Raw genomic sequence first — 12132 nt, forward strand, 5'->3', positions numbered from 1 at the left:
CTCCAGGGGGGGCGGTTCCCGTCAACGGTAGACGAGGGGCAACCGGGGCGCCATTTTTCGGGTGTGTTGTGTTGGAGGGTTTGGGGCTGCTGCGCAGCCCAGCGGGAGCAAGCTCCCTCGCCACGGTTTTGTTGAGCATTGTTGAAGGGGGGGCAGCTTCATTCAGCGAGTCGTTCAGTCAGTGCTTCAAGGCATCACATTGAGCGCGCAGGTCGCTGTTGGAGATCGAGCCGCAGCTGCCATTGCCGGTCTTGGCTTCACAGAGATAGCGCTGGTCACTGTCGGTGATGCCGCCGCAACTGCCGTTGCCGGTCTCGGCCTCGCAGGCGTAACGCAGGTTGCTGTTGGAGATCGAACCGCAGCTACCGTTGCCGGTCTTGGCATCGCAGTAATAACGTTGGTCACTGTCGCGGATGCTGCCGCAACTGCCGTTGCCGGTCTCGGCCTCGCAGGCGTAACGCAGGTCGCTGTTGGAGATCGAGCCGCAGCTGCCATTGCCGTTCTTGGCATCACAGTAATAACGCTGGTCGCTGTCGGTTATGCTGCCGCAGCTAGCAAAGGCATAACCGCTAAGCATCCACAGCACCACAAAAACAACTCTCATCACTCTCTTCCCTGATTGGCCGGAACGAACCGGCGTTGCTTTGCCCAACTGGGCCCGCGCAGTTTAGAGCGCAGGCTGGGTGGGTGGAAGAGTCTAATGAGACGACTCTCACACTGTCTCAGTGCCTGCGCTTGAGCATCGGCAGTGGATCGCGGCGCTAGATGATTTTTTGGGGCTGCTACGCGGCCCAGCGGGGCGGTGCGACGTTTCGCTAAATCCCCTCGCCACACTGGGTGGTTTGCTTGGGCGGGGTGATGTGGCTGAGGAACAGCTAAGATGGCGCAGGTAAAAATCATAGGGGAAGGCAGGCGTGATGGCAGCTCGTTTTGATCCGTTGGTTCATATCGATTGGAAAACTCCCGGCGGCGAGTTGCTGGCTCTGCTGCAGCATTACTACCCCGACATCGGTGTGTTTGCCGGCCCGGGGTTCGAGGCGCTGTTGGATGAGCTGTCCAACGAGATGCCCGAGGTCTGTTTCGAGGCGCTGGCGCCGGTGTTGGCGGCTCAGGGTTATGACTTGTGGAACCTGGATGCCGGTGGCGACGATTATCGGCCGGTGATTGTCCAGGCCGATCAGCGCGAGGCGTTTGCCCAGCACTGGCAGGGCCAGCGCGGCGAGCCGAGGTTCACGGCGAGTTTACTCGCGCCGCCGGAGCCTGCCGTCGAACGCAAACCGACCAAACCCAAGCGCAGCAAGGTGAAGTGGCTGCAGGAAGTCCATGACTACCCCGGCGCCACTTATGTGCATGAATACAACTACCGCAACGGTTGGGCTGCCATCACCGAGCAGGACGATGACCAGTGGTTGTGCTTTCTGATCGATTACAACCAGTGGCCGCCCACCGAGCAGGACATGCTCGAACAGCGGACCGATGGCGTGGACGCCGCGGACTTGCAGCTCATCGATGCCGATGCCCAGCGCAGCCTGTGGAAACGTCGGGTGATGCGCGGCGATTACAGTGCGGATGACCGTTATCAATACGAGATTCGGCAAGGCGATGAGATCGCGGCGTTCGGGCCTGCCGGGGTGCAATGGCCGGATTTTGAACAGCCCTGCGTGGTGGTGGGCTCAGAGATATTCGAACGCCAGCGCATTTACGAACCCGAGCATGTGACGCGGATCTGGCGGATCACGGCGGACAGCAGCAAGGTGATTTTCGAGTACGCGGATGAACTGACGATCCTGCCCGCAGGCCCAGGTCGTTTGCTGTTCATGCAGCACAACGGCACTAAGTGCTGGGTCTGGAATCAAGACCCGCCGCACCAGGCCATCGTCGCCAAACGGATGCCCGCTGAGGCCTATAAGCTGCGGACGTCAACCGCTTACCTGGGGGGTGACGAGGTTTTGCTGTTCAGCGAAGGTGCGCGGCAGAACGTCGAGCATTCGGGTTATCAGGAGACGGTGTTGTTGGCGTGGCGTTTCAACTTCATGACCGGCACTGCGACGAAGGCGACATTGGATGGTTTTGGCAGTGAGCTGCGCCAGGACACGCGGCTGCTTGTCACGCAGCCCAAGCAGGTCATTACGTTGCGCACGTTTCATGGGCAGCTTCATGTTTCCCGAGGGCATGGGGAGTGGTGGGTGTGGAGTTATCGCGCCAACACCTTTGGCACACACACGCTGGCGTGGTTTTGGAATCAGGGCAGTGATGAGGTGGTGAAGCTGTCGAGCAAGGACATCCCGCGTATTAAGCCGGATGTTCGTTATGTGCCGGCGCAGGATCGGTACCTGGCGTTTGAGACGGAGTTTGTGGCGCGGTTGCCGGAGTTTAGTGAGATGGTTGAAGCCAAGGGGGGTGAGGTTTTGGTTTTTGAGTGAGGCGTTTTTGTTGTACTGCGGCCGTTCGAACACGCAGATCCTTTGTGGCGAGGGGATTTATCCCCGCTCGGCTGCGCAGCAGTCGCAAACCTTGCAACTGATTGTTCCTGACACGCCGAGGTGAATGGTTTTGGGGCTGCTGCGCAGCCCAGCGGGGATAAATCCCCTCGCCACAGGTTTGGGTTGCCCTTTAAACCTGCAGCACCCCACGAAACCCACGCGCCGCGTAATACGACTGCACGCCATTGTGGTAGATGAACACCCGACCATAACGATAGTCGCCAAAAATCGCCCCATCGAGGGAGCGAAGCGCTGAAGGGGTTGCCAGCCAACTGGACGTTTTTGCATCAAACTCGCCGAGCGTTTGCAGGGCTCGGTACTGGTCTTCCGTCAGCAGAGCGATGCCCATTTCTTCGGCCATTTCGACGGCACTGCCTTTGGGCTTGTTCTCCTTGCGTGCGTCCAAGGCGGCACGGTCGTAGCAGAGGCTTCGGCGACCGGTTGGGCTTTCTTTGGCGCAATCGCAGAAGGTGACAGCACCGGTTTTCGGATCGAGGCCGATCACGTCTGGCTCGCCTCCGGTGGCTTCCATGGCCTGGAGGGATTTCAGGGCATTGGGGTTGGTTTCGAGCTTGGCCTGAACGTCGGCCCAGAGGATGTCTGGGTGGCGATTCAGGTTTTTTTCGAAGCGGGTTTTCAGGGTTTGGATGAGGTTGTCTTGTTCTTGTTTTTTCATGGTGTGGGAGTCCCTGGATGATCGGTTGCCGATTCCGCGCCTGGTTCAAGACTACCTAGGATAGACGGGCAGCAGATTTCCCACAGACCGGGCCGCTTTTTTTGTGGGAGCGAGCTTGCTCGCGATGGCGGTGTATCAGCCAGCAGATTGGTTGACTGGGGATCCGCTATCGCGAGCAAGCTCGCTCCCACAGGGGGGTGGAGGCAGGCTTGGCTGTTTGTCAGGCGCTGAACTGTTTGATCCAATCGAGGCCTGCCACGGTAGAGCCGGTGGGGCGGTATTCACAGCCGATCCAGCCTTGATAGCCACGCCGCTCCAGGTCTGCGAACAACGCCGCAAAATCCATATTCCCCGTCCCCGGTTCATGACGCCCCGGGCAGTCAGCAATTTGCACATGGACGGTTCGGTCATAGAAGCGAGCCAGGACATCCGCCGCGTCCCCGGTCAGCCGTTGGGCGTGATAAAGATCGAGGATCAGACCGACACTCGGGAACGTCTCCAACACCTGCTGCGCCTTGCTGAAGTCGGACATGTAGTAGTCCGGCATTTCCTGCACGCAGATGACTTCGATCAGCGGCCGCAGCCCCTGGTCCTCAAGGAATTTGACGGCGTACTCCAGGTTGCGCCCATAGATCAGCGCGGCGTCTTCCTGGGTCGTAACGCCCGACATGATGTGGACATCCGAACACGCCAGCGCCTTCGCATAACGAGCAGCCTGGAGCAAGCCGCTGCGAAACGCCTCTTCCTGGCCGTGCAAGGCCGCGATGCCTTTGGTCACGCCAGCCGGTGCGGCGAACTGGATCAACGGCAGGTTGTGTTGAGTCAGGTGATCGGCCAGGAGACTGGCGTCGAACTCGTAGGGCGACGGGAACTCCACCGCGCGAAACCCGGCAGCGGCGGCGGCTTCGATGCGTTGTAGAAAAGGCACTTCATTGAACTGAAAACCGAGGTGAGCGTTGAACTTTGGCATGGGGTAAATCATCCATCCTGGGAAGAAACGAAATCGTCCGTTTAGAGCAACTTGCGCAGCGCCAGCACGGCACTGTCGGGTGTGGTCAATACCGGTAGTCCGGAGCGAGCCTGGGCCTGTTCGGCAGCACTGGTCATCGAGAACTGGGCGAAGCAGATCAAGTCGCAATCCTTAACCTGAGCGGCCATTTCCACGATGGCGGCATCGTGGGCTTGCGGGTTGCCGTCTTTCAACGCCTGCAATGCACCCGGAACGAAATAGGGCACCACTTCCACCGCGCGACCACTGCGCTCTACCGCTTGCTTGAACTCGGGCATCATCGAGGTAATGGTGGGTTCGAACGTTGCCAGCACAGCAATGCGCGATGCCTGGCTCAGCGCCTGGTCGATCATGGCTTCGTTCGGCTTGAGCACGGGAATGGCCACCTCGGGTTTCACCAGGTCGATGGCATCGCCAAACGCCGAGCAGGTAAACAGAATGGCATCCGCCGCGCTTTGTACGGCGTAGTGGGACAGCGTCAGGAAGCGCGCCTTCATGCTCGTGGTCAACTCGCCCTCTTCCACCCGGTCCTGGGGCAGCGAATCCTCGAGCAGATTGATAATCCGTGCCTGCGGCCAATGCCGGGCAAAGGCTGCCGTGATGGGCTCGATCGCCAATGGGGTCGCGTGGATCATAAAAATTCGTGGAGCCTTCATGCTTATGCCATTCTCCAGATCATGTTTTTTTGCACGGTATCAGAAGCCCCGATAGCGTGTGGAATTCCTGTGGCAAAAAACAATGCGGCACTGAGCACATGAGGCCCGTATGAAGAACTTCACGATTCAACGTATCGACCACATCGTCCTGCGCGTAAAAGACCTCGAGCGCAGCCTCGCTTTCTACACGTCGGTGCTCGGTTGCGAACTCAAGAAGCGCCGGGACGATCTTGGCATGCTTCATCTGGGCACTGGTGTTTCGATGATTGACCTGGTGGCCGTCGACGGGCCTCTAGGTCGCCAAGGTGGACCGGCGCCCGGTAAGCAAGGGCACAACGTCGATCACCTCTGCCTGCGTATCGAGCCGTTTGATGAACAAGCCCTCCTCGCGCATTTGGCCTCGGCCGGTCTGTCCGTTGAGAAAGCGCAGATGCGCTATGGCGCGGAGGGCAAGGGCTGGTCGATCTACTGCTTCGATCCGGATGGTAACCAGATCGAGTTGAAGGGGCCGGCGTTGGAGCCCTGAGTTCAACAGGCTCGGTGCCCGCTCGCGCTTGCTGCGAACACTGGCACCGAGGCAAAACCATTGCATTTGCAATTACATTGAAGAGTGCAGTATGGTCCCGGCATTACCCAATGCACGGAGCGCCTTGGTTCATGATCGGTTTTTCCACTTTCAAAAAAACACCTGACACAGGGCGAGCGGCTCAGGTCTGCATCGAAAAAATCCGAATGTACACGGCTTGCGCATCTCCGCTCTGCACCATGATCGATATTGCCAACCGATTGGAAAGTGATTCGGGTGCTGCCCAAAATATCTGGGTCATACGCACCCATCCGCGGTCGGACGACATAAAGCAATCGCTTATCAGCGCCTGGCCCCTGCGCTTCAGCGCCACGGCCCGCGCCAGTGAAAAACCACTGCTGTACCTGACCCGTTCCGCGACATCGGCCGAGCTTTGCGCACTGTCCAATGAATCGGCCAACCGGGGTATTACCTCGCCTTCGCACTGGCCCAAGGGTGCCCATCCCTGGGTGCCGCTCTGGTTGGTCGCCAACCCGCAATGCCTGCCGTTCGACCCCGCCAGTGGTGCCGAGGCGCACGCCATTGCCCTGGCGGCTTTGCAAAGTTTGTATGTGGAAGGCAATGACGGCTTTTACTACATGGCGCTTCACGACCAACCCGATGACTTCATCACGCCCACCGACCCCCTCTGCGCGAGCCAGGCCCTCAAGGGCATGTACAGGCTCGCCGGGATCGATACCGATTCAGTGCTTCCTCGGGTGCGCTTGCTGGGTGCGGGGTTGGCCTTGCAGTCGGTGATAGCGGCGGCGCAGATGTTGCGCGACGACTGGGGCGTCGCCAGCGAGTTGTGGAGTTGCCCCAGCTACACCCGCCTGGCCCGCGATGCAGACAAAGCACAACGCTGGAATCGCTTGCATCCGGGGACGCCGCGACGGTCGGCGCATTTGCTCGATTGCCTCGACACCGAAGACTGGCCGGTGGTGGCCGTGACCGGGTATGCCCAGCATGTCGCCGAGCAGATCGGAGCACATGTCAGATCACGGTTCGTGGCGCTCGGCGCTGACTCGACCGGCCCCGCCATGGGCAAGGTGGATAAGCACTGGATCGTGGTGCTGGCCCTGCAAGCCTTGGTTCAGGAAGGCGCCATCACCCAGGCGCATGTCGAACAGGCCATGGCGCGGTATCAGTTGGCATGAGCAGGCCGGCGTCAGCGCGCTCGTCCGCTGTTGCGCGCGGCACTGGCCGCTCGCTCCAGCGCGTCGCTGAAGACGCGCTGCTGTGCGTCATCGAATTGCGACAAGAACAATTCGTCCACCGCCCCTTCGTAAATGTTCCACATCTTTTTGCGCAATACCTTCCCACGCTCGGTGATGGCGGCGTATGCGCCCCGGCCGTCATCGCTGGCGCGGCTGCGTGTGACCAGGCCTTCGGCCTCCAGGCGGTCCACCAGGCGAGTGAGGTTGTAGCGCTCGATGGCCATCACGTCGGCCAGTTCGTTCATGCGCCGGGTGCCGTCAGGGCCGCTTTCCAGGCCCCATAACGCGTCATACCAGGCGTAGGCCGGCAGCCCGGCGGCGGCCAGCCGACGTTCGATTTCGCGGATCAGGCAGCGGTGCGCCCTGACGAATCTGAACCAGGTATCCGGCTCGCTTGAAGACATGCATCACCTTTTTCATGAGATCGATTTAGTTGCAATTGTAGCGCGCGACAGGCTAAGTTCTCGCACGTAGTTGCAATTGCAACTACAAACATTCTTGAAGGTTGGCGTCGACCCACGCCCCTTAGTCAGGCACCAAACGACTCGGTGCTGCAGCACTGTCCAGGAGAAGACAACGATGGCACAACAACCCATGTTCCTCGACGAGGATCCACAAGAAACTCGCGAATGGCTCGAATCCATTGAATCGGTGGCGAGCGTCGAGGGGCGGTCTCGCGCCCACTACCTGATTGACCAGATGCTGGATTTCGACGCCAACCGCCATGGCGATTTTTACGGGCGCGTCACCACGCCTTACGTCAATACCATTCCATTGGACCGTCAGCAGCCCTATCCCGGCGACCTGGCCATAGAACGGCGGATAAACGCCTACATCCGCTGGAACGCGTTGGCCATGGTGCTGCGCGCCGGCAAGCATTCGAACGTGGGTGGGCACATCGCCTCCTATGCCTCGGCGGCCGTTCTCTACGATGTGGGCTTCGAGCACTTCTTCCGTGGCCGCACCGAGCAGTTCGGTGGCGACATGGTGTACATCCAGGGCCACTCCTCGCCGGGCATCTACGGGCGCGCTTATCTGGAAGGTCGCCTGGACGAAGCACAGCTGGACAACTTCCGCCGCGAGACCGACCGCGACGGTGTTTCGTCCTATCCGCACCCAAGGCTCATGCCGGATTTCTGGCAGTTCCCCACGGTGTCCATGGGGCTCGGGCCGATCACCGCCGCGTACCAGGCGCGGTTCATGCGTTACCTGGAAGATCGCGGGCTGAAGGAACATCAGGGGCGCAAAGTCTGGGCGTTCCTCGGTGACGGTGAAATGGACCAGCCGGAATCGCTGGCGGCAATTTCCCTCGCGGGCCGGGAGAAGCTCGACAACATCATTTTTGTCGTCAACTGCAACTTGCAGCGCCTCGACGGACCGGTGCGCGGCAACAGCAAGGTGATCCAGGAATTCGAAAGCCTGTACCGCGCAGCCGGCTGGAACGTCATCAAGGTGATCTGGGGGAGCGGTTGGGATGCGCTGTTGGAAAAGGACAAGACCGGCCTGCTACGCCAGCGGATGATGGAGTGCGTCGATGGCGATTATCAGAACTACAAGTCCCAGAACGGCGCCTATGTGCGAGAGCATTTCTTCGGCAAATACCCCGAGTTGCAGGCGCTGGTCAGTGACCTGAGCGATGACGACATCTGGAAGCTGTCGCGCGGCGGCCATGACCCGGAGAAGGTCTACAACGCCTACGCCGCCGCCATGCGCCACACCGGCGGGCCTACGGTCATCCTGGCGAAAACCGTGAAAGGCTTCGGCATGGGCGAAGCGGGCGAAGGCCAGAACATCAACCACCAACTCAAGAAGATGGGCGAGGACGCGGTCAAGGCGTTCCGTGATCGTTTCGGCCTGGACCTCACGGATGATCAACTGGGCGACATGCCCTATCTCAAGCCCGCGGCGGACAGCGTCGAAGCCCTTTACCTGCAAGCCCGGCGCACTCAGTTGGGCGGCTACGTGCCTGCGCGCTTCAGTGCGGTGGAGCCTTTGCAGATTCCGCCATTATCGACCTTGGACACCCAGCTCAAAGGCACCGGCGAGCGGGCGATCTCCACCACCATGGCCTTCGTGCGCATCCTCGGCACGCTGCTCAAGGACCCGAACATCGGCAGGCTGATCGTGCCGATCGTGCCGGACGAATCACGCACCTTCGGCATGGAAAGCCTGTTCCGCCAGATCGGCATCCATTCCCATGTCGGTCAGTTGTACACGCCTCAAGACGCCGGTCAGTTGAGCTATTACAAGGAAGCCCGGGACGGCCAGATCATGCAGGAAGGCCTGAACGAATCCGGCGGGATTTCTTCCTGGATCGCCGCGAGCACTTCCTACAGCACCCATGGCGTGATGACGGTGCCCTTCTACATTTTCTACTCGATGTTCGGCTTCCAGCGCGTCGACGACCTCGCCTGGGCCGCTGGCGATGCCCGCGCCCGGGGGTTCCTGCTCGGCGCCACCTCCGGCCGGACCACGCTGATGGGGGAAGGCCTGCAACATGACGACGGCCACAGCCATGTGCTGTCCTCCACCATCCCCTGCTGCGTGTCCTACGACCCGACCTATGCCTATGAACTGGCGGTGATCATCCAGGACGGCATGCGGCGAATGTATGTCGACAACGAGGACATTTATTACTACATCACCCTGCTCAACGAAAACTACGCCCATCCGCCCATGCCCGAAGGGGTTGAGCAAGATATTCTGAAAGGCATGTACCGGCTCTCAGCCCCTGCGCAGCCCAACGAAGGCAAGCATGTGCAACTCATGGGCTGCGGTTCGATCCTGCGCGAAGTCGTCGCCGCCGCGCAGTTGCTGGAGCAGGACTTCGGCGTCAGCAGCGAAGTGTGGAGCGTCACCAGCCTGACCGAACTGCGTCGGGACGGCCAGGATGTCGAACGCTGGAACCTGCTCCATCCACAGCAGGTACCTCGTATCAGCCATGTTGAAAGCTGCCTGCTGGATAAACAGGGGCCGGTGGTGGTCGCGACCGACTACATGAAGATATTCGCTGACCAGATCCGCCCGTTCGTGCCCAAACGCCGCTTCGTGGCCTTGGGCACCGACGGCTTTGGCCAGTCGGACACCCGTGAATCGCTGCGCAGGTTCTTCGAAGTGGATCGCCATTTCATCGTATTGGCGGCCTTGAAGGCGCTGGCCGATGACGGGGTGATACCACGGGAAAAAGTCGCCGAGGCGATTGTGCTTTATGGCATTGACCCGGAGAAACAGAACCCGACAGCGGTTTGAGCCCTTCCCGCTTGCAGCGGCGTCCCCGGGGGCGCTGCTGTGAGCAGCCAGGATCAAAAACTGTGGGAGCGAGCTTGCTCGCGAAGGCGGTCTGACTGGGCCGGTGATGTTGGCTGTGCCGGCGTCTTCGCGAGCAAGCTCGCTCCCACAGGGTTCTGCGGTGGGAGGTTATTGCGCCGTCGACTCGACCACGCCCCGAACCCGCTGCAGCATATTGATCAGATACAAGCGCATCGACGCCCGCGCCGCTTGCGCATCATGCCGCGCCAACGCCGCGTAGATCTGCTCGCGCTCACGCACCACCAACGCCCGATTTTCACTCGTCACAGTCGGCCCGGCCTGTTGCACGACGGCGATCAACGCATTGCCCACATGGGCCATGGCGTCGATGAAAAAACTGTTGCCCGTGCACTGGGCGATCTGTAGATGAAACTCGAAATCGACCCGGGCGCTTTCGCCATCCGTTGCGTCAAAAGCATTCGCCGTGTCGAGCGCTTCACGCATCGCCAGCAATTGCTCCGGCGTGGCCCGTTGCGCGGCAATGCCGGCCGCTTCCACTTCCAGGCTCAGGCGCAGTTCGATGACGGCCAATGCATCGTAGGCGCCGCCCTTGACGTGTTTGCTACCTTGGAAATCCCCCGGGCGGGCGGTGTCCACCACGAAGGTGCCGATGCCGTGACGGGTTTCCACCAAGCCTTCGGCCTGGAGCCGCGACATGGCTTCGCGAACCACTGTCCGGCTGACGCCGCGTTCCTTGATGATGACCTGTTCGGTCGGTAATTTGCTGCCCGCTGGCAGTTCGCCGGCCAGTATCTGCTGCGTCAGGTCGACCACCAGTTGCTGGGTCATGCTCAGGCGTCGATCGGGTGTGACACGGTCCATTGCACCTATCCATTAAAGCCAGACGATCGCGGCATTATAGCCGCGACCTTGCGCCAAAACTCACTATAATGCCCGCTGATCACACTAGAGCACGCCGATGACGGATCAAGCGTTATCTCCACTGAACAAGCCGCGCCGCCTCGCCGAAACCCTGGTCGACCGCTTTGCCCAGCGCATGCGTGACGGCATTCTCAAGTGCGGCGAAAAGCTCCCCACCGAAGTGCATATCATGGAGGCCGAAGGCGTCAGTCGTTCGGTGGTGCGTGAGGCGCTGTCGCGCTTGCAGGCAGCGGGGCTGGTGGAGACGCGGCATGGCGTCGGCACCTTTGTCCTGGACATGCCAGCACCGGAGGGTTTCACCCTGGGGCCAGCGACGATTGCCACGTTGTCGGATGTGCTCAACCTGCTGGAATTTCGCCTGAGCCTGGAAGTCCAGGCCGCCGGCATGGCCGCCGAGCGCGCAACGCCTGAAGCGCTGGCCGAATTGGCCCAGGCGCTGGAGGCGTTGCTGCAAGGCCCGGAAAAGTCCGGCACCACCATCAATGCCGATTTCCAGTTCCATCTGAAAATCGCCAAGGCGGCCGGCAATTACTACCTGATCGACATCATGAAGCACCTGGGCACAAAGCTGATACCACGTACGCGCATGAACTCCGCCTATTCCGGGCAAAGTGATCGCAGTGCGTACCTGCAGGGGATCAACGCCGAACACCAGCAGATCTTCGACGCCATCGCTAGCGGCAATGTCGATGCGGCGCGGGCGGCCATGTACCTGCATCTGAGCAACAGCCGCATGCGCCTGTGTGAAACCCAACAACGCCAGGCGTTCTACAACGAATAACCCCGCCTCCCCTGTGGGAGCGAGCTTGCTCGCGATGACGGCGGCACATCCAACATCATTGGCACAGACACACCGCCATCGCGAGCAAGCTCTGCTCCCACAGGGGATCTATGGTGAGCGCCTGATCTGTGAACGCTCGAAAACCAGTGTGGGAGCCGAGCTTGCTCGCGATGACGGCGATACATCCAACATCATCGGCACAGGCACGCCGCTATCGCGAGCAAGCTCAGCTCCCACAGGGGATCTATGGTGAGCGCCTGATCTGTGAACGCTCGAAAACCAGTGTGGGAGCCGAGCCTGCTCGCGATGACGGCGATACATCCAACATCATCGGCACAGGCAGACCGCTATCGCGAGCAAGCTCGCTCCCACAGGGGATCTATGGTGAGCGCCTGATCTGTGAACGCTCGAAAACCAGTGTGGGAGCCGAGCTTGCTCGCGATGACGGCGGCACATCCAACATCATTGGCACAGACACACCGCCATCGCGAGCAAGCTCTGCTCCCACAGGGGATCTATGGTGAGCGCCTGATCTGTGAACGCTCGAAAACCAG

Annotated in this window: 11 protein-coding genes; 5 read left to right on the top strand and 6 right to left on the bottom strand. The window is 60.5% G+C overall.

Features of this window, described 5'->3' with window-relative positions:
- Window positions 1–178 precede the first annotated feature (178 nt).
- Window positions 179–604: a hypothetical protein gene (locus tag B0E42_RS26480; protein ID WP_053185773.1), complete on the bottom strand. Its 426-nt coding sequence runs from the start codon at window positions 602–604 to the stop codon at window positions 179–181.
- A gap of 313 nt (window positions 605–917) precedes the next feature.
- Here B0E42_RS26480 and B0E42_RS26485 point away from each other — a divergent pair, with 313 nt between their 5' ends.
- On the top strand, window positions 918–2423 hold the full coding sequence (locus B0E42_RS26485) for a hypothetical protein (protein ID WP_077508401.1): 1506 nt from the start codon (window positions 918–920) through the stop codon (window positions 2421–2423).
- Window positions 2424–2613: 190 nt separating this feature from the next.
- On the opposite strand, the gene B0E42_RS26490 is transcribed toward B0E42_RS26485, so the two are convergent.
- From B0E42_RS26490 to B0E42_RS26500, 3 genes are all read right to left on the bottom strand, one after another.
- Complete coding sequence (locus B0E42_RS26490; protein ID WP_077508403.1) at window positions 2614–3159, bottom strand: DUF4256 domain-containing protein; 546 nt, start codon at window positions 3157–3159, stop codon at window positions 2614–2616.
- Window positions 3160–3379: 220 nt separating this feature from the next.
- Window positions 3380–4129 (bottom strand): hydroxypyruvate isomerase family protein, encoded by a 750-nt coding sequence (locus tag B0E42_RS26495; RefSeq protein ID WP_014336666.1) that lies wholly within the window; start codon window positions 4127–4129, stop codon window positions 3380–3382.
- A gap of 41 nt (window positions 4130–4170) precedes the next feature.
- On the bottom strand, window positions 4171–4824 hold the full coding sequence (locus B0E42_RS26500) for an aspartate/glutamate racemase family protein (RefSeq protein WP_053185763.1): 654 nt from the start codon (window positions 4822–4824) through the stop codon (window positions 4171–4173).
- Between the two features lie 109 nt (window positions 4825–4933).
- Here B0E42_RS26500 and B0E42_RS26505 point away from each other — a divergent pair, with 109 nt between their 5' ends.
- Together B0E42_RS26505 and B0E42_RS26510 are read left to right on the top strand one after the other, a co-directional pair.
- Complete coding sequence (locus tag B0E42_RS26505) at window positions 4934–5350, top strand: VOC family protein (RefSeq protein WP_024616242.1); 417 nt, start codon at window positions 4934–4936, stop codon at window positions 5348–5350.
- 131 nt (window positions 5351–5481) lie between these two features.
- Window positions 5482–6546 carry a pyruvate dehydrogenase gene (locus B0E42_RS26510; protein WP_077508406.1) on the top strand — a complete coding sequence of 355 codons (1065 nt, stop codon included), beginning with the start codon at window positions 5482–5484 and terminating at the stop codon, window positions 6544–6546.
- 11 nt (window positions 6547–6557) lie between these two features.
- Here B0E42_RS26510 and B0E42_RS26515 read toward each other — a convergent pair whose 3' ends face one another.
- A complete protein-coding gene (locus tag B0E42_RS26515; protein ID WP_077508409.1) occupies window positions 6558–7010 on the bottom strand; it encodes a MarR family winged helix-turn-helix transcriptional regulator in 453 nt (150 codons plus the stop codon).
- 175 nt (window positions 7011–7185) lie between these two features.
- On the opposite strand from B0E42_RS26515, the gene aceE reads away from it, so the two are divergent.
- Complete coding sequence (aceE, locus tag B0E42_RS26520) at window positions 7186–9855, top strand: pyruvate dehydrogenase (acetyl-transferring), homodimeric type (RefSeq protein WP_077508412.1); 2670 nt, start codon at window positions 7186–7188, stop codon at window positions 9853–9855.
- A 168-nt stretch (window positions 9856–10023) separates the two neighbouring features.
- On the opposite strand, the gene B0E42_RS26525 is transcribed toward aceE, so the two are convergent.
- Window positions 10024–10737 (bottom strand): FadR/GntR family transcriptional regulator, encoded by a 714-nt coding sequence (locus tag B0E42_RS26525; RefSeq protein ID WP_018614081.1) that lies wholly within the window; start codon window positions 10735–10737, stop codon window positions 10024–10026.
- Between the two features lie 97 nt (window positions 10738–10834).
- On the opposite strand from B0E42_RS26525, the gene B0E42_RS26530 reads away from it, so the two are divergent.
- Entirely contained in the window at window positions 10835–11578 is a 744-nt protein-coding gene (locus B0E42_RS26530) for a FadR/GntR family transcriptional regulator (protein ID WP_053178239.1), read from the top strand.
- Window positions 11579–12132: the final 554 nt, after the last annotated feature.

Origin of the sequence: Pseudomonas sp. A25(2017), from assembly GCF_002001065.1 — a bacterium.
In the GTDB taxonomy this organism is placed as follows: Bacteria; Pseudomonadota; Gammaproteobacteria; order Pseudomonadales; family Pseudomonadaceae; genus Aquipseudomonas; species Aquipseudomonas kilonensis.